Source organism: Caldicellulosiruptor kronotskyensis 2002, from assembly GCF_000166775.1.
In the GTDB taxonomy this organism is placed as follows: domain Bacteria; phylum Bacillota; class Thermoanaerobacteria; order Caldicellulosiruptorales; family Caldicellulosiruptoraceae; genus Caldicellulosiruptor; species Caldicellulosiruptor kronotskyensis.
Genome location: NC_014720.1, coordinates 1,139,981 through 1,161,138, shown reverse-complemented (window position 1 = coordinate 1,161,138; position 21,158 = coordinate 1,139,981). Strand labels below are relative to the sequence as shown.

38 protein-coding genes and 2 tRNA genes are annotated in these 21,158 nt (G+C 37.4%); 1 reads left to right on the top strand and 39 read right to left on the bottom strand.

Going from position 1 to position 21,158, the window contains the following annotated elements:
* Positions 1-18: 18 nt before the first annotated feature.
* The 37 genes from CALKRO_RS05005 to CALKRO_RS04830 form a co-directional block, all read right to left on the bottom strand.
* On the bottom strand, positions 19-237 hold the full coding sequence (locus CALKRO_RS05005; protein ID WP_013429989.1) for a hypothetical protein: 219 nt from the start codon (positions 235-237) through the stop codon (positions 19-21).
* The gene (locus CALKRO_RS05000; protein ID WP_013429988.1) at positions 234-479 is read right to left on the bottom strand and encodes a type II toxin-antitoxin system RelE family toxin; all 246 of its coding nucleotides are present in this window, start codon (positions 477-479) and stop codon (positions 234-236) included. The genes CALKRO_RS05005 and CALKRO_RS05000 overlap by 4 nt, the downstream gene beginning before the upstream one ends.
* Positions 480-909: 430 nt before the next feature.
* Positions 910-985: transfer RNA gene (locus CALKRO_RS04995), tRNA-Glu, on the bottom strand.
* Between the two features lie 7 nt (positions 986-992).
* Positions 993-1,066 (bottom strand) — tRNA-Gln (locus tag CALKRO_RS04990).
* A 135-nt stretch (positions 1,067-1,201) separates the two neighbouring features.
* Positions 1,202-1,543: a 50S ribosomal protein L17 gene (gene rplQ / locus CALKRO_RS04985; protein WP_013429987.1), complete on the bottom strand. Its 342-nt coding sequence runs from the start codon at positions 1,541-1,543 to the stop codon at positions 1,202-1,204.
* Positions 1,540-2,514 (bottom strand): DNA-directed RNA polymerase subunit alpha, encoded by a 975-nt coding sequence (locus tag CALKRO_RS04980; RefSeq protein ID WP_013429986.1) that lies wholly within the window; start codon positions 2,512-2,514, stop codon positions 1,540-1,542. Before CALKRO_RS04980 ends, rplQ begins: the two co-directional genes overlap by 4 nt.
* 57 nt (positions 2,515-2,571) lie before the next feature.
* Positions 2,572-3,198 (bottom strand): 30S ribosomal protein S4, encoded by a 627-nt coding sequence (gene rpsD / locus CALKRO_RS04975; RefSeq protein ID WP_013429985.1) that lies wholly within the window; start codon positions 3,196-3,198, stop codon positions 2,572-2,574.
* A 23-nt stretch (positions 3,199-3,221) separates the two neighbouring features.
* A complete protein-coding gene (gene rpsK, locus CALKRO_RS04970) occupies positions 3,222-3,614 on the bottom strand; it encodes a 30S ribosomal protein S11 (protein ID WP_011917765.1) in 393 nt (130 codons plus the stop codon).
* A 19-nt stretch (positions 3,615-3,633) separates the two neighbouring features.
* Positions 3,634-4,008, bottom strand: a complete 375-nt coding sequence (gene rpsM, locus CALKRO_RS04965) for a 30S ribosomal protein S13 (protein WP_013290174.1) — start codon at positions 4,006-4,008, stop codon at positions 3,634-3,636.
* Between the two features lie 24 nt (positions 4,009-4,032).
* Positions 4,033-4,146, bottom strand: coding sequence for a 50S ribosomal protein L36 (gene rpmJ, locus CALKRO_RS04960; RefSeq protein WP_013429984.1), 114 nt, complete (start codon positions 4,144-4,146; stop codon positions 4,033-4,035).
* 32 nt (positions 4,147-4,178) lie between these two features.
* Complete coding sequence (gene infA, locus CALKRO_RS04955) at positions 4,179-4,397, bottom strand: translation initiation factor IF-1 (protein WP_013290172.1); 219 nt, start codon at positions 4,395-4,397, stop codon at positions 4,179-4,181.
* Positions 4,398-4,411: 14 nt separating this feature from the next.
* Positions 4,412-4,681, bottom strand: coding sequence for a KOW domain-containing RNA-binding protein (locus CALKRO_RS04950; RefSeq protein ID WP_013429983.1), 270 nt, complete (start codon positions 4,679-4,681; stop codon positions 4,412-4,414).
* A gap of 13 nt (positions 4,682-4,694) precedes the next feature.
* A complete protein-coding gene (gene map, locus CALKRO_RS04945) occupies positions 4,695-5,438 on the bottom strand; it encodes a type I methionyl aminopeptidase (protein WP_013429982.1) in 744 nt (247 codons plus the stop codon).
* Positions 5,439-5,454: 16 nt separating this feature from the next.
* Positions 5,455-6,102 carry an adenylate kinase gene (locus tag CALKRO_RS04940; protein WP_013429981.1) on the bottom strand — a complete coding sequence of 216 codons (648 nt, stop codon included), beginning with the start codon at positions 6,100-6,102 and terminating at the stop codon, positions 5,455-5,457.
* A 38-nt stretch (positions 6,103-6,140) separates the two neighbouring features.
* Entirely contained in the window at positions 6,141-7,448 is a 1,308-nt protein-coding gene (gene secY / locus CALKRO_RS04935) for a preprotein translocase subunit SecY (RefSeq protein ID WP_013429980.1), read from the bottom strand.
* Position 7,449: 1 nt separating this feature from the next.
* Positions 7,450-7,893: a 50S ribosomal protein L15 gene (gene rplO / locus CALKRO_RS04930; RefSeq protein ID WP_013429979.1), complete on the bottom strand. Its 444-nt coding sequence runs from the start codon at positions 7,891-7,893 to the stop codon at positions 7,450-7,452.
* Between the two features lie 20 nt (positions 7,894-7,913).
* On the bottom strand, positions 7,914-8,420 hold the full coding sequence (rpsE, locus tag CALKRO_RS04925) for a 30S ribosomal protein S5 (protein WP_013402934.1): 507 nt from the start codon (positions 8,418-8,420) through the stop codon (positions 7,914-7,916).
* Between the two features lie 20 nt (positions 8,421-8,440).
* Positions 8,441-8,809 carry a 50S ribosomal protein L18 gene (gene rplR / locus CALKRO_RS04920; protein WP_041727162.1) on the bottom strand — a complete coding sequence of 123 codons (369 nt, stop codon included), beginning with the start codon at positions 8,807-8,809 and terminating at the stop codon, positions 8,441-8,443.
* Positions 8,810-8,825: 16 nt separating this feature from the next.
* A complete protein-coding gene (rplF, locus tag CALKRO_RS04915; RefSeq protein ID WP_013429977.1) occupies positions 8,826-9,374 on the bottom strand; it encodes a 50S ribosomal protein L6 in 549 nt (182 codons plus the stop codon).
* A gap of 30 nt (positions 9,375-9,404) precedes the next feature.
* A complete protein-coding gene (rpsH, locus tag CALKRO_RS04910) occupies positions 9,405-9,803 on the bottom strand; it encodes a 30S ribosomal protein S8 (protein WP_013429976.1) in 399 nt (132 codons plus the stop codon).
* 27 nt (positions 9,804-9,830) lie between these two features.
* Positions 9,831-10,016 (bottom strand): type Z 30S ribosomal protein S14, encoded by a 186-nt coding sequence (locus CALKRO_RS04905; protein ID WP_011917778.1) that lies wholly within the window; start codon positions 10,014-10,016, stop codon positions 9,831-9,833.
* Positions 10,017-10,039: 23 nt separating this feature from the next.
* A complete protein-coding gene (rplE, locus tag CALKRO_RS04900; protein ID WP_013290162.1) occupies positions 10,040-10,582 on the bottom strand; it encodes a 50S ribosomal protein L5 in 543 nt (180 codons plus the stop codon).
* Positions 10,583-10,611: 29 nt separating this feature from the next.
* Positions 10,612-10,944 (bottom strand): 50S ribosomal protein L24, encoded by a 333-nt coding sequence (gene rplX / locus CALKRO_RS04895; protein WP_013429975.1) that lies wholly within the window; start codon positions 10,942-10,944, stop codon positions 10,612-10,614.
* A gap of 22 nt (positions 10,945-10,966) precedes the next feature.
* Positions 10,967-11,335: a 50S ribosomal protein L14 gene (rplN, locus tag CALKRO_RS04890; RefSeq protein ID WP_013290160.1), complete on the bottom strand. Its 369-nt coding sequence runs from the start codon at positions 11,333-11,335 to the stop codon at positions 10,967-10,969.
* 43 nt (positions 11,336-11,378) lie between these two features.
* On the bottom strand, positions 11,379-11,639 hold the full coding sequence (rpsQ, locus tag CALKRO_RS04885) for a 30S ribosomal protein S17 (protein ID WP_013429974.1): 261 nt from the start codon (positions 11,637-11,639) through the stop codon (positions 11,379-11,381).
* 28 nt (positions 11,640-11,667) lie between these two features.
* The gene (gene rpmC, locus CALKRO_RS04880) at positions 11,668-11,886 is read right to left on the bottom strand and encodes a 50S ribosomal protein L29 (RefSeq protein WP_013429973.1); all 219 of its coding nucleotides are present in this window, start codon (positions 11,884-11,886) and stop codon (positions 11,668-11,670) included.
* The gene (gene rplP / locus CALKRO_RS04875; RefSeq protein ID WP_013402927.1) at positions 11,873-12,316 is read right to left on the bottom strand and encodes a 50S ribosomal protein L16; all 444 of its coding nucleotides are present in this window, start codon (positions 12,314-12,316) and stop codon (positions 11,873-11,875) included. The genes rpmC and rplP overlap by 14 nt, the downstream gene beginning before the upstream one ends.
* The gene (gene rpsC / locus CALKRO_RS04870) at positions 12,316-12,984 is read right to left on the bottom strand and encodes a 30S ribosomal protein S3 (protein ID WP_013429972.1); all 669 of its coding nucleotides are present in this window, start codon (positions 12,982-12,984) and stop codon (positions 12,316-12,318) included. Before rpsC ends, rplP begins: the two co-directional genes overlap by 1 nt.
* A 22-nt stretch (positions 12,985-13,006) precedes the next feature.
* Positions 13,007-13,369: a 50S ribosomal protein L22 gene (gene rplV / locus CALKRO_RS04865; protein WP_013429971.1), complete on the bottom strand. Its 363-nt coding sequence runs from the start codon at positions 13,367-13,369 to the stop codon at positions 13,007-13,009.
* Between the two features lie 59 nt (positions 13,370-13,428).
* Positions 13,429-13,713: a 30S ribosomal protein S19 gene (rpsS, locus tag CALKRO_RS04860; RefSeq protein ID WP_013290154.1), complete on the bottom strand. Its 285-nt coding sequence runs from the start codon at positions 13,711-13,713 to the stop codon at positions 13,429-13,431.
* A gap of 51 nt (positions 13,714-13,764) precedes the next feature.
* Complete coding sequence (gene rplB, locus CALKRO_RS04855; RefSeq protein ID WP_013402925.1) at positions 13,765-14,595, bottom strand: 50S ribosomal protein L2; 831 nt, start codon at positions 14,593-14,595, stop codon at positions 13,765-13,767.
* 38 nt (positions 14,596-14,633) lie between these two features.
* Positions 14,634-14,924 carry a 50S ribosomal protein L23 gene (gene rplW / locus CALKRO_RS04850; RefSeq protein WP_013402924.1) on the bottom strand — a complete coding sequence of 97 codons (291 nt, stop codon included), beginning with the start codon at positions 14,922-14,924 and terminating at the stop codon, positions 14,634-14,636.
* A 1-nt stretch (position 14,925) separates the two neighbouring features.
* Positions 14,926-15,552, bottom strand: coding sequence for a 50S ribosomal protein L4 (gene rplD, locus CALKRO_RS04845; RefSeq protein ID WP_013429970.1), 627 nt, complete (start codon positions 15,550-15,552; stop codon positions 14,926-14,928).
* Between the two features lie 29 nt (positions 15,553-15,581).
* Complete coding sequence (rplC, locus tag CALKRO_RS04840) at positions 15,582-16,214, bottom strand: 50S ribosomal protein L3 (protein ID WP_013429969.1); 633 nt, start codon at positions 16,212-16,214, stop codon at positions 15,582-15,584.
* Positions 16,215-16,220: 6 nt separating this feature from the next.
* The gene (gene rpsJ, locus CALKRO_RS04835; RefSeq protein ID WP_013290149.1) at positions 16,221-16,541 is read right to left on the bottom strand and encodes a 30S ribosomal protein S10; all 321 of its coding nucleotides are present in this window, start codon (positions 16,539-16,541) and stop codon (positions 16,221-16,223) included.
* Positions 16,542-16,879: 338 nt separating this feature from the next.
* Positions 16,880-17,041, bottom strand: a complete 162-nt coding sequence (locus CALKRO_RS13670) for a hypothetical protein (RefSeq protein ID WP_013402921.1) — start codon at positions 17,039-17,041, stop codon at positions 16,880-16,882.
* A gap of 59 nt (positions 17,042-17,100) precedes the next feature.
* Positions 17,101-17,607, bottom strand: coding sequence for a ferritin-like domain-containing protein (locus CALKRO_RS04830; protein ID WP_013429968.1), 507 nt, complete (start codon positions 17,605-17,607; stop codon positions 17,101-17,103).
* Positions 17,608-17,825: 218 nt separating this feature from the next.
* Here CALKRO_RS04830 and CALKRO_RS04825 point away from each other — a divergent pair, with 218 nt between their 5' ends.
* The gene (locus CALKRO_RS04825; RefSeq protein WP_013429967.1) at positions 17,826-19,004 is read left to right on the top strand and encodes an HD-GYP domain-containing protein; all 1,179 of its coding nucleotides are present in this window, start codon (positions 17,826-17,828) and stop codon (positions 19,002-19,004) included.
* Positions 19,005-19,009: 5 nt separating this feature from the next.
* Here CALKRO_RS04825 and CALKRO_RS04820 read toward each other — a convergent pair whose 3' ends face one another.
* Together CALKRO_RS04820 and CALKRO_RS04815 are read right to left on the bottom strand one after the other, a co-directional pair.
* Complete coding sequence (locus CALKRO_RS04820; RefSeq protein WP_013429966.1) at positions 19,010-20,374, bottom strand: sensor histidine kinase; 1,365 nt, start codon at positions 20,372-20,374, stop codon at positions 19,010-19,012.
* A complete protein-coding gene (locus CALKRO_RS04815) occupies positions 20,358-21,062 on the bottom strand; it encodes a response regulator transcription factor (protein WP_013429965.1) in 705 nt (234 codons plus the stop codon). The genes CALKRO_RS04820 and CALKRO_RS04815 overlap by 17 nt, the downstream gene beginning before the upstream one ends.
* Positions 21,063-21,158 lie beyond the last annotated feature (96 nt).

Genomic DNA, 21,158 nt, shown 5'->3' with positions numbered 1-21,158 from the left:
AACCATGCTTATTGAGTTTTACTGCGAATTTAGATGCAATATCTTCTTTACTTCCTCTATTTCTATTCCTTCCCCTTTAGAAATCTCATCTTTTGCCAATTCTATTTGTTGGATTTCTTCATCTGTTAATTCTTCATCTGAAGTGACTATCCTCCTAACTAAGTGTAAAAGGCTAATAACATCTTCAGTTGTTAGCTTGTCAATCAGTGAATAAAGTTCATCTCGGGGATTTCTCATTTATATACATCTCCTCTATATCCGATTGTCAAAATATGTACTTCATTATCTTTAACCATAAATATTACTCTCATATTCCTTACACGTAGCCTCAACTCTTCTCGAGCCTTTAAAACTTTAATATCTCCCTTGAAAGGCTTTTCACTCAAATTATTTTCAATCGCATCAATAATTCTTTTAGCTGTTTTAGCATCTTGTAGACTTAAAAATTTAAGAGCCTGTTTAGAAAAAATAATCTTCATCTATTTTCGGCTCCAAATAACTTAATTTATTGTGTAAACTATAGTGTAAACTATTGCTTGTGTAATTTTATTATATCACAAAAATAAAGCTACTTCCACTAAAATTAACAAGAAAATCTCGAATAGGTGTAAAAAATATTTAATACAACGTAAGAATGCACGAAGTGCCTATTAAAAAATCTATCTCTCTAATTTTTTGTGAGAAACAGCTTTCTTTATGCTTCCTTAATTAATTCAATTAATTATCTTTTAATTTCTATTGTTGTAAGAGGAATAAAAATAGCTACAACATACTGAACATTTTTGAGGAGGTACTCATTTATATAGCTGGTATTAATTTATATTTTTTATCTTTTATAAACATAACAAAATCGTCTGCCCTCTTTTGTCCTCGAAATTTTGAGAGCAGACGAATTGCTTTTTATTTAGTTGGTAGCCCTAAGGGGATTCGAACCCCTGTCTCCGCCGTGAGAGGGCGGTGTCCTGGGCCTCTAGACGATAGGGCCACTTTTTTGGCTGCGGGACTAGGACTCGAACCTAGACAAGCTGATCCAGAGTCAGCTGTGCTACCATTACACCATCCCGCAGCGTTTTTGCAACAATCAAAAAGCACTAATTATATTAGCACACACAATTAATTTTGTAAATAGCAAATCTTTGTTCTAATGTAAAGATGGTAGATCAAAAGCAAAAAGGCCAAAGAGGAAAATACCTCTTTGACCCTACACAAGCTCTATATAAACCATCATAGCACCGTCGCCTTTGCGTGGTCCAACCTTTATTATTCTTGTATAACCACCATTTCTACCTTGATATCTGGGAGCTATCTTCTGGAACAAGTCATATGCAACATCTTCTTCATACAAATAGCTTAAAACTCTTCTATATGATGCAAGATCACCTTTTTTAGCTATGGTTATAAGCTTTTCAGCTATTCTTCTCAAATCCTTTGCCTTTGCTTCTGTTGTCATTATTCTACCATGCTTGAACAAAGATGTTGCCAAGTTTCTCATAAGTGCCTGTCTGTGGTCTGTATCTCGTTTGAGTTTTCTTAATTTGTTCATTTCTCTTCTTCCTCCTCCTTCGGCGTGCTATCACTCTTTTTGAGGCTAAGTCCCAAACTGTGAAGTTTTTGGATAACCTCTTCTAAGGATTTTTTGCCCAAGTTCCTTACCTTCATCATCTCTTCTTCAGTCTTGTTGACAAGGTCCTCAACTGTGTTTATCCCCGCTCTTTTAAGACAGTTGTATGACCTTACTGAAAGCTCAAGCTCTTCTATGGTCATATCTAAAAGTTTATTTCTCTTCGGCGGCTCTTGTTTTACAACTGTCTCAATCTTTGTAGGAATATTAGAAAGATCAGTAAACAGATTAAAATGCTCTATTAAAATCTTTGCGGCAACGGTTAGCGCCTCATCTGGACGAATAGTTCCGTTTGTCCATATCTCCATAGTCAACTTATCATAGTCGGTTACCTGACCAACTCTTGTATTTTCAACCTTGTAGTTGACTTTTACAACAGGCGTATAAATTGAATCAACAGGGATAACACCTATCGGTTGGTTTGGCTGTTTGTTTCTTTCAGCTGGAACATAACCTTTCCCTTGACTTACTGTTATCTCCATAAAAAGTCTTGCATCAGAGTTAAGAGTAGCAATATGATGGTCTGGATTGCAAATCTCTATATCAGCATCTGCCTTTATATCTTTTGCTTTTACTTCACACTCACCCTGAGCCTCAATGTACATTACCTTTGGCCCTGGGGATGACATCTTTATAGCCAAACCTTTCAAATTGAGAATTATTTCTGGTACATCTTCTAAGACCCCTGGAATTGTTGAAAACTCATGTAAAACCCCATCAATCTTAACTGCTGTAACTGCTGCACCAGGTAGCGACGACAAAAGTGTTCTCCTGAGTGCATTGCCAACTGTTATACCATAACCTCTTTCCAGGGGCTCAATAACATATCGCCCGTATTTATTGTCTGGGCTCAGCTCTTCACACCTTATTGTTGGTTTTTGAAATTCTATCAACTTGATATACCCTCCTTAAAAATAATACACCATACACGCATCTTGTGAGGGCATTTATTACTTGGAATAAAGCTCTACTATCAGGTGCTCTCTAATTGGCATGTCAATATCTTCTCTTGTTGGAAGAGCTATTACCTTTCCTACAAGGTTCTCAGCGTCCTTATCAAGCCACTTTGGAGAAGGCTTTTTTGCATACTTTTCTTTTATCTCAACAAATCTTGTCTTAGATTTGCTTCTCTCGTCAACCTCTATTACATCTCCAACCTTTACAAGATAAGATGGAATATTCACAGTTCTCCCATTTACCTTAAAATGAGCATGTGATACTAAAAGTCTTGCCTCGCCACGTGAAGAAGCAAATCCAAGTCTGTAAACGACATTATCAAGTCTTCTTTCAAGTAATGACAAAAGATTTTCACCTGCGATACCTTTCATCTTTTCAGCCATTTCGAAATATCTTCTGAACTGTGTCTCTAAAACACCATAAATTCTTTTTACTTTCTGTTTTTCTCTCAGCTGCATACCGTATTCAGAAAGCTTCTTTCTTTCCTGACCATGCTGACCTGGTGGGTATGGTCTTCTTGCAAACGCACACTTTTCGGTATAACATCTATCACCTTTTAAGAATAATTTCATTCCTTCTCTTCTGCACAGTCTGCAGTCTGGTCCAATGTATTTTGACAAGACAAAGCACCTCCTCTAAAATTTTATACTCTTCTTCTCTTTGGCGGTCTGCAACCGTTGTGCGGAATTGGAGTAACATCCTTTATAAGTGTTACTTCAAGCCCTGCTGCCTGAAGAGCTCGTATTGCAGCTTCTCTGCCTGCACCCGGTCCTTTTACATAAACTTCAACAGTTCTCATACCGTGGTCCATTGCCATCTTTGCTGCCTTTTCAGCCGCAAGCTGAGCAGCAAACGGTGTGCCCTTTTTAGTTCCTGAAAAGCCACATGTTCCTGCACTTGCCCATGCAATTGCATTGCCCGATGGATCAGTAATTGTAACAATTGTATTATTGAATGTTGAATGAATGTGTGCAATACCTTTTTCAACATTCTTTCTCTCTGAACGTCTGACAGTTCTTCTCGCTGGTCTTGCCATATCAACTTACTCCTCCTTCTTATGATTTCTTTCTCATGACACCAACAGTTTTTCTTGGACCTTTTCTTGTTCTTGCATTTGTTCTTGTCCTCTGACCACGAACAGGAAGACCTCTTAAATGTCTCAAACCTCTGTAACATCTTATATCAATTAATCTCTTTATGTTTCTTGCAATTTCAGCCCTCAGTTCACCTTCAACCTTGAAATTCTTGTCTATATAGTCTCTGATTTTAGCTACCTCATCGTCAGTGAGGTCTTTTACTCTTTTGTTTGGATCAACCCCAGTATCCCTTAAAATCTGTTTTGACCTTGAAAGACCAATCCCGAATATATATGTCAGAGCTATCTCCACTCTCTTTTCTCTTGGTAAATCTACACCTGCAATTCGTGCCATTCTAAAAATTCACCTCCCAATAAATTAACCTTGTCTTTGTTTGTGCTTTGGATTTTCGCAGATTATTCTTATCTTACCTTTTCTTTTGATAACCTTGCACTTTTCACATATTGGTTTCACAGATGGTCTGACCTTCATTTCTATTCTATTCCTCCTTTTTCAAAGAGAATTTATTTTGACCTCCACACAATTCTACCTCGTGTCAAATCATACGGTGATAGCTGAACAACTACCCTATCACCCGGAAGTATTCTTATAAAGTTCATTCTAAGTTTTCCTGACACATGGGCAAGGACTTTGTGCCCATTATCAAGCTGGACCTGAAACATTGCGTTTGGCAGTGCCTCAACCACAGTCCCTTCTAATTCAATTACATCCTCCTTGGACAAGGCTTATCAACCCCCTACTCTTTTCTATTCTCAAATTCCTCTATCACTTTTGCAACCTCTGCATCAGTAAGTTTTTTCTTGAGTATCTTTTCTTTTATCTCTTCTGAGACAAACTTTGTGGGTGCTATGTGTTTTATCTTTTTCTTCTTGGGCTTTTTAATCTTTCTCAATTTCCCATCTACAAGATACACATAACCATCGTCGGTTATGTCAAATATAATAAAGAACCTGTTTTTATCTCTTCCCATTTTGGACAGAACAATCTGCCCTATTTGAAGATCCATCTTTATTAACACCTCATAATGTAATTATCTCTGGCAAGCCCTCAGTTACGATTATGGTATTTTCATAATGAGCAGAGAGCTTACCATCGAGCGTCTTTACAGTCCAACCGTCCTTGTCAGTATACACCTTGTAACTTCCCTCATTTACCATAGGTTCAACCGCCAAGGTCATGTTCTTGATAAGCCTTATCCCAACTCCAGCCTTGCCAAAGTTAGGGACCTGAGGTGACTCATGAAATTTTCTACCTATTCCATGCCCCACCAAATCCCTCACAACACTGAAGCCACGGCTTTCAACATATCTTTGTATACTATTTGAAATATCTCCTACTCTCTTGCCAGCAACCGCGTTTTTAATACCTTCAAAAAAGCTTTCTTCTGTAACCTTTATCAAAAACCTTGCTGTATCGGAAATTTTTCCAACAGCAAAGGTCCTTGCAGCATCAGCATGAAGTCCGTCAACACAAACTCCTACGTCTATACTGATAATATCTCCATCTTCCAGCCTTCTCATACCTGGAATTCCATGAACTACCTCGTCATTGACTGAGGTACATATGGAGGCAGGATACCCATACAGTCCCTTAAATGATGGTATCCCGCCATTTTTAATTATATACTCTTCAGCAAATTCATCAAGTTCTTTTGTAGTAATACCTGGTTGTATTAATTTTTCTAATTCTTTTAAAACCATAGCAACAATTCTGCCAGCTGCTCTCATTGAGTCAAGCTCAGCTTCTGATTTTATTGTAATCATTTCTGGTCTTTGCTCCTTATTCTATGCCAAGCGCTTTTAAAACCTCTTTTGTTGTATCGGCTATTTCTTCCTGCCCGTAAGCCACAACAAGTAAGCCCTTTGCTTTATAATAATCAATCAGTGGCTGTGTCTGTGCATGATAAACTTCCAGTCTCTTTTTGACAGTTTCTTCTTTATCATCTTCTCTTTGATAAAGCTCTCCACCACATACATCACATACACCTTCTTTTTGTGGTGGCCTGTAAATGACATGAAAGCTTGCACCACAGTTTTTACAAATCCTTCGCCCAGACATTCTCTCTAAAATCTTTTCGTCTGGAACTTCAATGTTCAAAACCTTGTCAATCTTCTGTCCAAGCTCTTCTAATACCTTATCAAGGGCCTCTGCCTGGGCAATAGTGCGTGGAAAACCATCAAGCAAAAATCCATTTTTGCAGTCTTCTTTTGAAAGTCTGTCCTTAACAATCTCAATCACTATCTCGTCTGGAACCAAAAGGCCTTTGTCCATATATTCTTTTGCTTTTTTCCCAAGCTCTGTTTCATTCTTTACATTTTCTCTTAAAATGTCACCTGTTGAGATATGAGGTATTGAGAATCTCTTGCTCAAATATTCTGCCTGAGTACCCTTACCAGCACCCGGTGCACCTAAAAGTATAAGTCTCATGTTTACTATACCTCCACACTAACAATAATCTACTTTTTTTAGCTCAAGAAACCTTTGTAGTGACGCATTAGCATCTGAGCTTCCATCTGCCTTATTGTCTCAAGTGCAACACCAACAACAATCAGCAAGCTTGTTCCACCAAAGTATATGTTAAGTTGGTGCTTGAACATGATTCCAACCAAGGTTGGCAAAATGGCAATGAATGCTAAAAACAGCGCACCAGCAAACGTAACTTTTGAAAGCACTCTTGTTATAAAATCTACAGTTGGTTTGCCAGGTCTGATACCTGGGATGAACCCTCCGTTGTTTTTCAAATTGTTAGCAATCTCAACAGGATTGAATACAATTGCTGTGTAAAAATAAGTAAACCCTATTATGAACAGTGCATAGAAGAATGTATACCAGAACGAACCTGATGAAAAGTATGCTTTTACAAATTTATAAAACCCTGAATTTGGGAAAAATTGAGCAATTGTTGTTGGAAGCATAACAAGCGAAATTGCAAAGATTATAGGAATAACACCAGCAATATTGACCTTAATAGGAATATGTGTACTCTGCCCACCGTAAACTCTTCGTCCAACTACCCTCTTTGCATATTGTACAGGTATTCTTCTTTCACCTTCCTGAATAACAATGATGAACACAATAATTGCAAGTGCCATTACTATAAACAGAATTACGCCAATAATACTTGTGAGCGAAAACTCATTTAGCTTTGCAACATAGTTCCAAAGAGATACTGCTCCGTTTGGAATTCTTGAAATAATACCTGCAAATATCAAAAGCGAAATACCATTTCCTATACCATTTTCTGTTATCTGTTCACCAATCCACATCAAAAATACAGTTCCAGCAGTAAGAGCAATAGTTATGGTGATAAAACCTAAAAATCCCTGACCTTGAGCTGTAATAACAGGAACACCGCCAGTAAGCCCACTTGCATTTTTAAGCCCAAAATAGATACCAACCGCCTGAATAAACGCCAAGATAGCAGTTCCATATCGTGTCCACTCAGCAAGTTTTTTTCTACCTTCTTCGCCCTGTTTTGCAAGCTCTTCAAGTGCAGGTATAGCAATTGTCAAAAGCTGCATAATGATTGAAGAGTTAATGTATGGAGTTACACTCATCGCAAATATACTCATATTTTTAAATGTTCCACCTGCAACAACATCAAAAAAGCCAAGCATTGTAAGGTCGTTTATAACCTTTGCCAAAGCATCCCTATCAATATAGGGGACTGGGATAAACGCCCCCAGTCTGAAGACAAGTATCATGAAAAGTGTAAACAGAATCTTTCTTCGAAGGTCGGGCAGCCTCCACGCGTTCTTTATAGTTTCAAACACTTTAAATCACCTCTACCTTTCCTCCAGCAGCTTCTATCTTCTTCCTTGCACCCTCTGAAATTTTCTGCACTCTCACTATCAGTCTCTTTGTTAGCTCTCCTCTTCCAAGTATCTTTACCCCATCTTTTTCTATCTTGCTTATAACCCTTTCTTTTAAAAGAAGTTCAGGTGTGATTACAGTGTCATTGTCAAACCTCTCAAGCTTTTCTACATTAACTTCAGTATACACCTTTTTATTGATATTTTTAAAGCCCCTCTTAGGAATTCTTCTGGTAAGTGGCATCTGCCCGCCTTCAAAACCAGGTCTAACGCCACCGCCAGAACGTGCCCATTGCCCTTTGTGACCTCTTGTTGAAGTCTTACCGTGACCAGAGCTCTCTCCACGGCCTACTCTTTTTCTGCTTTTCTTAGAACCTGGTGCGGGTTTTAGTTCATAAAGTTTCATAGCAAAAAGTTCCCTCCTTTTTACTTGAGTATCTCTTCTAATGTCTTTCCTCTAATTCTTGCAACCTCTTCTGGACGTCTGAGCTGTTTTAATGCCTCAATTGTTGCATGAACAACATTCGCAGGATTATTAGAGCCAAGACTCTTTGTTCTTATATCTTTTATTCCAGCAAGCTCACATACAGCTCTCACAGCACCACCTGCAATAACACCAGTACCCTCTGGAGCAGGCTTAATTAAAACCTTTGACGCTCCAAAATCACCTATTGCTTCGTGCGGAATTGTAGTTCCAACTATTGGCACCTCAATCAGATGCTTCTTTGCATCCTCAATAGCTTTTCTGATAGCATCTGGAATTTCCGCAGCTTTCCCATGCCCTGCACCAACATGACCATTTTCATCACCAACAACTACAATAGCAGAAAACTTCAATCTCTTTCCACCCTTTACAACCTTTGCAACTCTGTTGATGTTTACAACTCTTTCTTTCAAATCCAATCCCTTTGGATCAATTCTCTTTTGCGCCAAGCCATATCCCTCCTTTAAAATTAGAACTCAAGACCGCCTTGCCTTGCCGCTTCAGCAAGCGCTTTTACTCTTCCATGATATGGATAACCACCTCTATCAAACACAACCTTTGTAATTCCCTTTTCTTTTGCCCTTTCAGCTATTACTTTACCTACATACTCAGCTGCCTCGATAGATTTTGTTGAAGATAGTCTTGACTTGATTTCAGGCTCAAGCGATGATGCTGCAACAAGTGTGTGACCTTTTTCATCGTCGATTATTTGAGCATAAATATATTTCAAGCTTTTGTAAACACAAAGACGAGGTCTTTCACTTGTACCAAAAACCTTTTTTCTAATTCTTTTGTGTCTTATAAGCCTCTTTTCATTTCTATTCACCTTTTTATACAAGCCCAATCACTCCCCTCTATTTCTTACCGCCTTTGCCGGCTTTTCCTTCTTTAAGTCTTAAAACTTCATCAGCATATTTAATGCCCTTTCCAAGATATGGATCAGGCTCTCTCACTTTTCTTATATTTGCAGCAAAGTTTCCAACCTGTTGTTTATCAATCCCTTTTACTATTATTCTGTTCTGATCCGGAACTTCAATAGTAATGCCAGCAGGCTCTTCAATCTCAACAGGGTGTGAATATCCAACATTGAGTACAAGTTTCTTGCCCTGTTTTTGAGCTCTGTAACCTATTCCGACAACTTCTAATACTTTTTCATAACCTTTTGTTACTCCTTCTACCATGTTTGCAATAAGTGTGCGAGTAAGACCATGCAGAGCTTTGTGGAACCTCTCATCAGAAGGTCTTTGAACAATTATCTGATTGTTTTCTATCTTAACAATCATTTCAGGATGTATTTCTCTTGTAAGTGTCCCTTTTGGTCCTTTTACTGTGATGACATTGCCATCTATCTTGACATCAACACCGCTGGGTATATCAATAGGTTTTCTACCTATTCTTGACATCATTTCACCTCCAACAAAAATAAAGTGTTATTACCACACATAGCAGAGAACCTCTCCGCCAACTCCTTCTTTTCTTGCCTTTTTATCTGTCATTATTCCTTTTGATGTAGAAATGATTGCAATACCAAGTCCACCTAACACTCTTGGAAGCTCATCTTTGCCAGCATATACTCTTCTTCCAGGCTTTGATATTCTCTTCAGCCCTGTTATTGCTCTTTCTTTATTAGGACCATATTTTAACCTAATTCTTATAATACCATTCTTGCCATCATCAATTATCTCATAATCTTTTATAAATCCTTCTTCTAACAGAATTTGGGCAATTGCTTTTTTCATTTTGGATGCTGGAATGTCTACTATTTCATGGCGAGCATTATTTGCATTTCTTATACGTGTAAGCATATCTGCAATCGGGTCTATTACGTACATCTTATTACCTCCTTCCGAATTAAAAAATTACCAGCTCGCTTTCTTAACACCCGGTATCTCTCCATTATGAGCAAGCTTTCTAAAGCACAGTCTGCAAACACCAAACTTTCTTAAATACGCTCTTGGTCTTCCGCATATCTTACACCTATTGTAATACCTTGTAGAGAACTTTTGAGGTCTTTGCTGTTTTATAATAAGAGCTTTCCTTGCCATTAATATACCTCCTCTTTCATTTCTTAACTTGCAAATGGCATTCCTAAAAGTCTCAAAAGCTCTTTAGCTTCTTCGTCAGTCTTTGCTGAGGTTACAATAGTAACTTCAAGTCCTCTTATCTTATCTACCTTGTCATAATCAATCTCAGGAAAAACAAGCTGTTCTTTAAACCCTATCGAATAATTTCCTCGACCATCAAAAGATTTATCTGACACACCTCTAAAGTCCCTCACTCTTGGAAGAGCAAGATTTATCATCTTATCTAAAAATTCATACATTCTATCGCCTCTTAACGTTACCATGCAACCTATTGGCATTCCTTTTCTGAGCTTGAAGTTTGCTATAGACTTTTTAGCACGTGTAACCACTGGTTTTTGCCCAGTAATTGCCATCAAATCATTTACCGCAGCTTCCAAAGCCTTAGGATTGTCTTTCCCTTCTCCAAGTCCAATATTTACAACAATCTTTGCAAGTCTTGGAACTTGCATAACATTTTTGTATCCAAACTTTTGCATCATAGCAGGAACAACTTCTTGAAAATACTTTTCTTTGAGTCTTGGTGCCATAAACAATTTACCTCCCTTCACTTTGCCAATTAGTCAATTATCTCACCGCATTTTTTGCATGTTCTGACTTTTCTTTCCTCTTCACCTTCTTGGATAAACCTGTGACCAATCCTTGTTGGTTTGCCACACTTTGGACATACAAGCATTACCTTGCACGCCCAAATAGGCGCTTCTTGAGTTATTATACCACCCTGTGGCATTTTGGGATTTGGTCTTACATGCTTTTTAACTATGTTAACACCTTCAACTACAACTTTTTTATCTTTTGGCAATACTGTAAGTACCCTGCCTTGTTTGCCTTTATATTTACCTGAGATAACTACAACAGTATCCCCTTTTTTTACATGAACCTTGTTTGGCATAACCTTCCCTCCTCAAAATAGCTTATAGAACTTCTGGTGCAAGAGATACTATCTTCATAAAATCCTTGTCACGAAGCTCTCTTGCAACAGGTCCAAAAATACGTGTTCCTCTTGGAGTTCCATCTTCTCTTATTAACACTGCAGCATTATCATCAAATCTTATATATGTCCCGTCCTCTCTTCTTACACCTTTGCGTGTCCTGACAATAACTGCTTTTACAACGTCACCTTTCTTTACAACGCCACCTGGTGTTGCATCTTTGACAGAACAAACTATTACATCTCCTATATTTGCAAACTTTCTATTAGAACCACCTAAAACTCTTATACACATTACTTCTTTTGCACCTGTGTTGTCAGCAACCTTCAGCCTTGACTGTGGTTGGATCATCTTTCATTTCCCCTCCTTTAAAAAGCTAAGCTGTATTTAATTATTATTTTGCCCTTTCCAAGATTTGAACAACTCTCCATCTTTTTTCTTTAGAAAGTGGTCTTGTCTCCATAATCAAAACCTTATCTCCAACTCTGCACTCATTGTTCTCATCATGAGCTTTGAACTTTGTTGTTCTCTTTATAGTCTTTTTATAAAGAGGATGCTGAACATGCCTCTCAACTGCAACTACTACTGTTTTGTCCATTTTGTCACTTACAACAACACCAACTCTTGTTTTTCTCATTCCTCTTTTTTGCTCCACTTACATTCCCTCCCCACTTAATTCTGCCTTATTTTACATTTTTATTTGCTCTTTCTTGTTCAAGTTCTCTTTCTCTCATTATTGTTTTTATTCTTGCAATTGTTCTTTTTACCTCTCGAATTCTCATTGGGTTTTCAAGTTGATTTGTTGCAAGCTGGAACCTCAAATTGAAAAGTTCCCTCTTTAACTTCTTAAGTTCATTATGAAGTTCTTGTGTTGTCATCTCTCTAATCTTAGACGCCTTCATTTGCCTCACCACCCACTTTAGCTTCTTCTCTTGAAACAATCTTGCATTTGATAGGCAGTTTGTGTATTGCAAGCCTCAAAGCCTCTTTTGCAACCTCTTCATCAACACCGCCAACTTCAAACATCACTCTGCCAGGCTTTACAACTGCAACCCAATACTCAGGCGAACCTTTACCAGAACCCATACGAGTTTCTGCGGGTTTTCTTGTAACAGGCTTATCAGGGAATATCTTTATCCACACTTTTCCGCCTCTTTTGATGTGCCTTGCTATTGCAACTCTGGCTGCCTCAATCTGGTTGCTTGTAATCCAGCCAGGTTCAAGTGCCATAATACCAAAATCACCATACGCAACAAAGTTACCTCTTGTAGCTTTCCCTTTCATTCTACCTCTTTGCTGTTTTCTCCACTTAACACGCTTTGGCATAAGCATTACTTATCTCCTCCTTTTTCAGAAGCTGCTGCTTTCTGTGGAAGAATATCACCTTTGTATATCCATGTCTTTACACCAATTCTACCATATGTTGTATGAGCTTCTGCAAAACCGTAGTCGATATCTGCTCTGAGAGTCTGAAGAGGAATTCTTCCTTCCTTGTACCACTCTGTTCTTGCAATGTCAGCACCGCCAAGTCGTCCAGATACCATTGTTTTGATACCTTTTGCGCCGCTTCTCAAAGCTCTTGCCATCGCCTGTTTCATAGCTTTTCTGAATGAAACTCTCTTTTCAAGCTGAGCAGCAATGTTTTCAGCAACAAGCTGAGCGTCAAGCTCTGGTACTTTAATCTCTTTTATATCAAGTGATATTGTCTTTCCACCTGTTAATTTTTCAAGCTCTTTTCTGAGAGCTTCTACACCAGAACCTGCTCTTCCAATAACGATACCTGGTTTTGCTGTGTGGATAATAACCTTTACTCTCTTTGCTGCCCTTTCTATCTCTATTCTCGAAATACCTGCATGGTAGAGCTTTTCTTTTATGTGACGTCTGATTTTATAGTCTTCAAGAACATATTTTTGAAAATCCTTGTCATTTGCAAACCATCTTGAATCCCAGTCTCTAATAATTCCAATCCTAAACCCCTTTGGATGAACTTTTTGACCCATTTATTTCCCTCCTTCTTAAAAGTTACTCTCTTTCTTTGAGGACAACTGTAATATGGCTTGTTCTTTTTCTTATTAAAAATGCCCTTCCCTGTGCTCTTGGTCTAATTCTTTTGAGCATTGGCCCACCATTTGCATAAATTTCTGCTATATAGAGCTTATCAACATTCATATTATGATTATTCTCTGCATTTGCAATTGCGCTTTTAACAAGCTTTTCTACTATTCTTGCTGCCCTTTTAGGTAAAAATTTTAAAATATTCAATGCTTCGTTCACAGGCTTATTTCTAATAAGGTCAATTACAACTCTAACCTTTCGTGGAGATATCATAGCATATCTCAATGTCGCTGTTGCCTTCTTTACCTCTGTATTTGTTGTCTTTTCCAATAGCTTCTCCTCCCTTCTAAATCACAATTAAACTGAGTTTTACATAAGCTTTTCAAGCTTTATTTCAAAGCTGTTGACCTTTCAGTGTGATGCCCATGCCCTTTGAAAGTTCTTGTCGGAGCAAACTCACCAAGTTTGTGTCCAACCATCTCTTCGGTTATATATACAGGAACATGCTTTCTGCCATCATATACAGCTATTGTATGCCCAACCATCTGTGGTAATATTGTTGACCTTCTTGACCATGTTTTAATAACCTTTTTTTCGTTGTTTTGGTTCATCTTTTCAATTTTCTTTAAGAGTTTTGGGTCACAGTATGGACCTTTCTTCAAAGACCTTCCCACACTCAATCCCTCCTCAAGCAATCTTTATATATTTAGAATCAAGCGCACATCTTATTTTCTTCTCTTGACAATAAACTTGTCTGAAGGTTTGTTTTTCTTTCTGGTCTTGTAACCAAGTGTTGGTTTACCCCATGGTGTAAGTGGTCCTGGATGACCAATCGGTGCTTTACCCTCACCACCACCATGCGGATGGTCAACTGGGTTCATTGCAGAACCTCTAACAGTTGGTCTGATACCCATCCATCTTTTGCGGCCTGCTTTTCCTATTCTGACATTTTCATGGTCCAAGTTACCAACCTGACCAATTGTAGCTCTGCATTCTTGGCTCACATACCTGAGCTCACCGGACGGAAGTTTTATCAGCGCATATTTCCCTTCTTTTGCCATAAGCTGAGCAACACTACCTGCTGAACGGCAAAGCTGTCCTCCTTTTCCCGGCATAAGCTCTATGTTGTGTATCATTGTACCAACAGGAATGTTTTTAAGCGGTAGTGCATTTCCCACCTTAATATCCGCATCTGGTCCAGACATAACAGTGTCGCCAACTTTTAAACCTTCAGGTGCTATGATATATCTTCTTTCACCATCAGCATAGCACAAAAGTGCCAGAAAAGCTGTTCTGTTTGGATCATATTCAATTGCCTCAACCTTCGCAGGGATTCCATCTTTATCTCTTTTGAAGTCTACAATTCTTATTTTCTTTTTATGACCGCCACCTCTGTGACGAACAGTTATTCTACCTTGGTTGTTTCTACCTGCCCATTTCTTTTCTGTAAACACTAATGATTTTTCAGGTTCGGTTTTGGTAATAATTTCTTTGTAGTTTAGAACCGATGCATTTCTTCGTCCTGGAGATGTAGGTTTATAGACTATTATACCCACCTTTGTTTCCCTCCTTAAACTCAGCATTTATATTAGTGTTAGATTAAGCTGTCGAAAAACTCTATTGTTTTGCTTCTATCTGTTAACTTTACAATCGCTTTTTTCCATGCCTTTGTTCTTCCTTCAAATCTTCCAACTCTTTTTCTCTTTGGTTTTACATTCATAGTCCATACTTTTTCAACCTCAACACCAAATAGCTGTTCAACAGCTTTCTTTATCTCAATCTTGTTTGCCCTTCTGTCAACCTCAAATGTGTATTTTTTCTGTGGAATCATGCTCATACTCTTTTCTGTAATTATAGGTCTTTTGATTATTTCTTCTGGCAACATGTTATGCGTACACCTCCTCAACTTTCTTCACAGCATCCTGGAGGATGACAAACTTGTCATATTTGAGTATGTCAAATACATTTAAGTTGCCAACCTGCAAAGTTTTTACCTCAGGAATATTCTTTGTTGATTTTTGCAAATACTCATTCTTCTCTGGAATGACAATTAGTGCTTTTTGGTTTTCAAGCCCTAAGTTCTTCAAAACTCTTAAAACCTCTTTTGTCTTGTACTGGTTCATATCCCATCTGTCAAGCACAATAAGATTGTTTTCTTTTACCTTTGACGACAGTGCACACTTGAGAGCAAGTCTCTTTACCTTCTTTGGCAATTCTATTGAGAAATCTCTTGGCTTTTTAGCAAATACAACCCCACCTTTTCTCCATGTTGGAGCTCTGATAGATCCTTGTCTTGCCCTACCTGTTCCTTTTTGTCTCCAAGGTTTTCTTCCACCACCGCGAACCTCAGCTCTTGTCTTTGCAGCAAATGTTCCTTGACGCCTATTCGCCAAGTGTGCAACAACAGCTTGGTGCAAAACATGATTATTTATCGGCACATTGAAGATTGAGTCATTTAGCTCAATCTCTCCAATCTGCTGTCCTTCTATATTGTAAACCGGCACCTTTGCCATTCTGTTTCCTCCTTCCTAAAACTTAAAGCTTATTTGCTTTTGACAGAATCTCTGATGATTAAAAGCGAATTCTTATTTCCTGGAACACTTCCTTTAACAAGAAGCAAGTTTCTGTCTGGGTCAACCTTTACAACCTGCAAATTCAAAACTGTAACCCTTTCACCGCCCATTCTACCAGGCATTTTCTTACCAGGGAATGTTCTTGCTGGGAATGTATTTGAACCCATTGAACCAACTCTTCTGTGATACATGGAACCATGGCTCATTGGACCTCTTTGCTGACCATGTCTTTTGATAACGCCCTGGAACCCTTTTGCCTTTGAAATACCTGTAACATCTACTCTTTCGCCCGGCTGGAAAATATCAACTCTTATCTCCTGACCAACTTCATACTTATCTGCGTCTTTAAGTCTCAGTTCTCTCAAAAATCTTTTTGGTTTTACCCCATGCTTTGCAAAATGACCTCTTAATGGTTTATTGAGCTTGCTTTCTTTTATATCCTCAAAACCAACTTGAATTGCAGAATAACCATCTTTTTCAACAGTTTTTTTCTGAACAACAACACATGGCCCTGCCTCAATCACAGTAACAGGTATTGCTCTTCCTGCTTCATCAAATATCTGGGTCATACCTATTTTCTTGCCAAGTATCCCTTTTGTCATTTACATTTACACCTCCTTCAGCTTGATCTCGATGTCTACACCTGCTGGAAGTTCAACACGCATTAGTGCGTCTACAGTTTTTTGTGTGGGCTTGATTATATCAATAAGTCTTTTGTGAGTTTTGATCTCAAACTGTTCACGTGAATCTTTGTACTTGTGCGGAGCTCTGATAATTGTAATTACCTCTCTGTCTGTCGGCAGCGGAACTGGACCCGATACCTCTGCCCCTGTGTTTTTAGCTGTCTCAACTATCTTTTTTGCTGACTGTTCTAACAGCTTGTAATCAAATGATTTCAGCTTAATTCGCATTCTCTGTGCTTTTGACATACATTCCCCTCCTCTAAAATAATGTGATTCTAAGATCTTTCAAGCAATTTGCGACAGGGGAACTTTGCAACTTGGCCGTGTGTGTCCACAACCTTTATATAAAAATACCCGGAGTTTTTCCTTTTCGGGCATAAAAACACCGGGCATGAAATATTCTTTCACACCTTCCCCGTGTCGCCCGTCTCAAAGGACAAGACATACTCAGCAAAAATTCCCTGCAAAGTGACTTTGCACCTTGCAGCAACCTTTTGCCTCATCGCAACATATGAACATTATTTTTCACCCACACAACGACTTTATAATTTTATAATAAAAAAAGGCGGTTTGCAAGAGAAATTTTAATAAGTTGCCCCGCCTTCTTGATAGATTTTTTTTATTAGCTCAACATCAACTTCATCCGCCCTAACAAAATGGTTTGGTTCAGCACCACAGTATGGACACGGGGAATTTAAATCTACAATCTCATAGCCGCAAATACCGCACACATATTTTTCTTGCATACTAAATTTCCCTCCTCAGTATATTGTACTTCTTTTGTTATTTATTTAATACCCACAAATCAAAACTTTCTATCAAGATAATCTTTTAACAATTTTATGTGTTTCTCCTCATCCAAAATTATCCTTTCAAGCAGCTTTTTGATGTACCTATCATCTATCATTTCAATGTGTCTCTTGTAATTCTTGATAGCCTCTTTCTCGGATTGGATATCAATCTTTATCATATCTTTTAAATCTTTATCGTAGTTTACAAAGTATCCGTTCCAGTACTGTCCATAGGTTGTGTAAGAGCCTCTGTATTTTGGCAGTGCACCAAGCAGATAAATTGTGGTGCCAAGAAGGTCCAAGTGTTTCATTTCAACCTGGGCAATACCAATTATGAGGTCTGCAAAATCTCTGTGTTTTACGTCGCTTATAAAATGCTGATACGAATATAGAGCGATTGCGGTAAACTCACTTGCGTATCCTGCATAGTCATCAAGCAGAATCTCTGCATAGTGCCTGTTGGGCTCTTCTACCTTAGGTTCTGGATAAGGCGCATCATATGCAAACTTTGTTAAGTCCATTTTAACTTTATTCCCTCCTTTATACCCCAGTTTGTGCTTTTAATACATTATATTGTTCAAAGAGATTTTTGCTACCCAAATTACTTTTCAGTTGTACAAAGTCTTATATAAAAAATGAAGTAGAGATTTTAAAAACTTTGTCAAAAAATTTTTTAGCTTTTGAGTTATAATAAGGTTACGAAAGACAGTGCTTTTTAAAAAGGTGGTTGATTTTTCCTATGAAGATTAGTGTTGGAAATCTTCTTTCAGCTATTTCACATCTTATCGATATAGCTCAAGGAAGAAGAGAACATGCGCCAAAAGTTACATATATCTCTTTGCAGCTTTCAAACCTTTTAGGACTTAAACCTGTTGAAAAAAAGAAGATATACTATGCAGCTTTTTTTCACGACATAGGAATAACAGTTGCCGATAAAAAATTCATTACATCCCATATTGACCCAAACCTTGCCAAAAACCACTGTCTACTTGGCTATGAATTTTTGCAAAAACTTCCTTTAGATAAAGATATTGCTGAGTTTATAAAATATCATCATGAGTTTTATAACGGATCTGGTGCATTTGGATATGACCACTTGGTCACACCATTTGCTTCTCAGATTATAAATCTTGCTGACCAGATTGATATCACCTTAGATTTTTCAAAACCATATTATCAACAGATTGAGGAGATAACAAATTGGGTGTTGAAAAAGAAAGGTGTGCTTTTTAATCCTATCATTGTTGAAGCTTTTTTAGAAATTGCTCAAACAGATAAATTCTGGTTGGACCTTTATAACCCTCACTTGAGGCACATTGTCATGGCTTTATCACCTGAAGACGAGGTTTATTTTGATATAGAGCAGATGCTAAAGTTCTCTGAAGCAATATCTTTGCTTATTGACAACAAAAGCTTCTTTACTCATATTCATTCCCAAGGAGTTTCACAAACGGTTTATACAATTGCTAAAACAATGGAACTGGATAGTGAGATGTCAAATAAACTTAAAATCGCAGGTTACCTTCATGATATTGGCAAAATGGTTGTTCCAAATGAAATTCTCAACAAAGAAGGAAAGCTTACAAAAGAGGAGTTTTATATTATAAAATCCCATCCTTACTATACAAAATTGATTCTTTCTCAAATTCCTGCCTTCAAAGATGACATAGCTAACTGGGCAGGAAATCACCACGAGAGAGCAGACTCAAGTGGTTATCCCGAAAAACTTGGAAAAGATGGACTCTCACTTTTAGACAGAATAGTAGGCATTTGTGATGTCTATCAGGCTTTAATAGAGGATAGACCTTACCGCAGAGGACTGCCCCAATCTACAGCACTGAGCATTATTTCTGATATGGTTAAAAATGGTTTATTTTTAGAAGAAGAATTTTTGCTATTAAAAAGAGCAGTAAGCTAAAAAACTTACTGCTCTTTGTAGATTTTTCCTTTTATCTTAAAGCGGGCGCCTTTGGTTATTTTGTTTTCAGCTTCTATAATAAACCCATGTTTTTCGAATATAGCTTTTGCAATTGAAAGACCAAGTCCACTTTCGCCCCTTTTCCCTTTATAAAATCTTTCAAAGATTTTATCAATTTCTCCTTGCCCAAAACCCTCTCCGTCATCCTCAATTGTTACCTCAAATTTATCTTTTTCAGATTTTATTTCAATTGTAACCTTATTGTTCGCATATTTTATGCAGTTTGAGATAATATTTGAAAAAGCTTCTTTTAGTCTGTGTTTGTCGCATTGGACATACGTCCTTGTCTGCGGAGCAAATTCAATATCTACTGTCTTAGAAAGTAAATAGCCTTCATTTTCTAAAATAGCTTCAAAAATGACCTCTTCAAGCATACTTTTTTCGAAATTAAAATAGTTTTCAATAGATTCAATCTTTGTGAGGTCAATAATCTGGTTTATTAAACTTTTCAATCTGTCAACATGCCAAATTATTTTATCTGCAGCTGATTCCATCTTGCTTTTATCTAAAATTCCCTCTTTTAGCATCTCGGCGTATCCACGCACTGAAGTAAGAGGAGTCTTGAGTTCATGAGAAATATTTTGTAAAAACCTTATCTGTGCTTGATTGTATTCATCAATCTTTTCGATAAGTCTGTTAAATTCGGTAGCAATTAAGCCAATTTCGTCTTTTGAAATTACTTCAACCTTTTTGTTAAACCTCATCTGAGAAGCCTGTTCTATTGCTTCTTTAAGGCGCAAAAGTCCTCCAATCATTCTACGAGATATAAAAATGGCCACAGTTGCAGCAAATAAACAGCTGAGTCCTGCTGTTTGCAAAATGAGAAGGAAAAATCTTCTTTCAAAGTTCAAAATCCTTGCAAGATCAGTAATAATAATTACAAAAACACTTTTTGATTTTCCACTGTATATGGTGAACAGACAGGGCTTTTCCCTAATGCTGCCTATCTCAAATCCGTATTGAGCATCTTTATTTTCGTCAAAAAGTTTCATTATCTTTACTCTTGCTTCAATGTCCAGCTCTTTATTTGAATATTCTATCGCACCATCATTACTGACAATTATAATATAGTCCTGCAAAATTTTTGACTCTAAACTTTCAAAATACGATTCAAATGGTTTCAAATTAACTGTGTTCTTGTTCTGGCTTGTAATAACAAATTCTATAAGTCTTGCAAAGCGAAGGTTGTCCTCTTTCATCTGGTCAATCAAGTTTTTTTCAAACCAAGCATAAAAAAGGATAACAAAAGCTATAAACATGAATAAAATTATACCCACGTACGACAAATATATTTTAATCTTTATACTCATCTTTTTTCTCCTCAAGCTTGTATCCTAAACCCCACATCGTCTTTATCTCAACAGGCAAGTTGTATTGCAAAATCTTTTTTCTAAGCCTTTTGATAACATCATCAACCATCCTTTCATCATATAAAGCAGGGTCTCCCCATATTCTTTCTAATATACAGTTTCTCTTCAAAACCTTATTTGACTCTTTCAAAAGAAGTGCAAATGTTTCAAATTCCTTTGGCGAAAGTTCTATATGTGTGCCATTATAAAAAACATTTCGCTGATTAAAATCAACCTTTATACCAAACATTTCTATGACATTATCCTGTTTTATTGGACTTTTGTTTACTCGTCGTAAAATCTTTTTTATTCTTGCTTCAAGTTCTGAAAGAGAAAACGGCTTTGGTATGTAATCGTCACTTCCAAGTTCAAGCCCCAAAACTTTGTCAAGCTCTTCTCCCTTTGCAGACAGCATTATAATCGGCACTTCGCTATTTTTTCTTATTCTTTTACAAATCTCATAACCGTCAATGTCCGGAAGCATAATATCAAGTATAACTATATCAGGTTCACTTTTTTCAAATTCTTTTAAAAAACTTTCGCCATTCTCAAAGGTTTTAACTGAATAGCCTTTTTGAGTCAAATATTCAGATACAAGCTCTAATATATCCTTTTCGTCGTCAACTATATACACAGTGTACGCAGACATCTTGAAATTCCCTTTCTTTATAAAAGTTTAGACAATTCCTTTCAAATATTTGAAAAAATTCTGAAACTCTTGTATACTATATAGTGGTTTCAAGAT

What these genes read in the sequence shown, in the direction of transcription:
- rplN (WP_013290160.1), bottom strand. Translation starts at nt 11,335, where the DNA reads ATGATCCAACCACAGTCAAGGCTGAAGGTTGCTGACAACACAGGTGCA.
- CALKRO_RS04950 (WP_013429983.1), bottom strand. Translation starts at nt 4,681, where the DNA reads ATGGATCTTCAAATAGGGCAGATTGTTCTGTCCAAAATGGGAAGAGAT.
- CALKRO_RS05005 (WP_013429989.1), bottom strand. Translation starts at nt 237, where the DNA reads ATGAGAAATCCCCGAGATGAACTTTATTCACTGATTGACAAGCTAACA.
- rpmC (WP_013429973.1), bottom strand. Translation starts at nt 11,886, where the DNA reads ATGAAGGCGTCTAAGATTAGAGAGATGACAACACAAGAACTTCATAAT.
- rplC (WP_013429969.1), bottom strand. Translation starts at nt 16,214, where the DNA reads ATGACAAAAGGGATACTTGGCAAGAAAATAGGTATGACCCAGATATTT.
- rplP (WP_013402927.1), bottom strand. Translation starts at nt 12,316, where the DNA reads ATGCTTATGCCAAAGCGTGTTAAGTGGAGAAAACAGCAAAGAGGTAGA.
- CALKRO_RS04830 (WP_013429968.1), bottom strand. Translation starts at nt 17,607, where the DNA reads ATGGACTTAACAAAGTTTGCATATGATGCGCCTTATCCAGAACCTAAG.
- CALKRO_RS04905 (WP_011917778.1), bottom strand. Translation starts at nt 10,016, where the DNA reads ATGGCAAGGAAAGCTCTTATTATAAAACAGCAAAGACCTCAAAAGTTC.
- rpsC (WP_013429972.1), bottom strand. Translation starts at nt 12,984, where the DNA reads ATGGGTCAAAAAGTTCATCCAAAGGGGTTTAGGATTGGAATTATTAGA.
- rpsM (WP_013290174.1), bottom strand. Translation starts at nt 4,008, where the DNA reads ATGGCACGAATTGCAGGTGTAGATTTACCAAGAGAAAAGAGAGTGGAG.
- CALKRO_RS04820 (WP_013429966.1), bottom strand. Translation starts at nt 20,374, where the DNA reads ATGAGTATAAAGATTAAAATATATTTGTCGTACGTGGGTATAATTTTA.
- rplX (WP_013429975.1), bottom strand. Translation starts at nt 10,944, where the DNA reads ATGCCAAACAAGGTTCATGTAAAAAAAGGGGATACTGTTGTAGTTATC.
- rplQ (WP_013429987.1), bottom strand. Translation starts at nt 1,543, where the DNA reads ATGAACAAATTAAGAAAACTCAAACGAGATACAGACCACAGACAGGCA.
- CALKRO_RS04940 (WP_013429981.1), bottom strand. Translation starts at nt 6,102, where the DNA reads ATGAGACTTATACTTTTAGGTGCACCGGGTGCTGGTAAGGGTACTCAG.
- rpsJ (WP_013290149.1), bottom strand. Translation starts at nt 16,541, where the DNA reads ATGTCAAAAGCACAGAGAATGCGAATTAAGCTGAAATCATTTGATTAC.
- map (WP_013429982.1), bottom strand. Translation starts at nt 5,438, where the DNA reads ATGATTACAATAAAATCAGAAGCTGAGCTTGACTCAATGAGAGCAGCT.
- rplE (WP_013290162.1), bottom strand. Translation starts at nt 10,582, where the DNA reads ATGGCACCAAGACTCAAAGAAAAGTATTTTCAAGAAGTTGTTCCTGCT.
- rplW (WP_013402924.1), bottom strand. Translation starts at nt 14,924, where the DNA reads ATGTTGCCAGAAGAAATAATCAAAAGACCTATAATTACAGAAAAGAGT.
- CALKRO_RS04825 (WP_013429967.1), top strand. Translation starts at nt 17,826, where the DNA reads ATGAAGATTAGTGTTGGAAATCTTCTTTCAGCTATTTCACATCTTATC.
- rpmJ (WP_013429984.1), bottom strand. Translation starts at nt 4,146, where the DNA reads ATGAAGGTCAGACCATCTGTGAAACCAATATGTGAAAAGTGCAAGGTT.
- rplO (WP_013429979.1), bottom strand. Translation starts at nt 7,893, where the DNA reads ATGAAACTTTATGAACTAAAACCCGCACCAGGTTCTAAGAAAAGCAGA.
- rpsK (WP_011917765.1), bottom strand. Translation starts at nt 3,614, where the DNA reads ATGGCAAGACCAGCGAGAAGAACTGTCAGACGTTCAGAGAGAAAGAAT.
- CALKRO_RS05000 (WP_013429988.1), bottom strand. Translation starts at nt 479, where the DNA reads ATGAAGATTATTTTTTCTAAACAGGCTCTTAAATTTTTAAGTCTACAA.
- rpsH (WP_013429976.1), bottom strand. Translation starts at nt 9,803, where the DNA reads ATGTACGTAATAGACCCGATTGCAGATATGCTTACACGTATAAGAAAT.
- CALKRO_RS04815 (WP_013429965.1), bottom strand. Translation starts at nt 21,062, where the DNA reads ATGTCTGCGTACACTGTGTATATAGTTGACGACGAAAAGGATATATTA.
- rplF (WP_013429977.1), bottom strand. Translation starts at nt 9,374, where the DNA reads ATGTCAAGAATAGGTAGAAAACCTATTGATATACCCAGCGGTGTTGAT.
- CALKRO_RS13670 (WP_013402921.1), bottom strand. Translation starts at nt 17,041, where the DNA reads ATGCAAGAAAAATATGTGTGCGGTATTTGCGGCTATGAGATTGTAGAT.
- rplD (WP_013429970.1), bottom strand. Translation starts at nt 15,552, where the DNA reads ATGGCAAAGGTGCCGGTTTACAATATAGAAGGACAGCAGATTGGAGAG.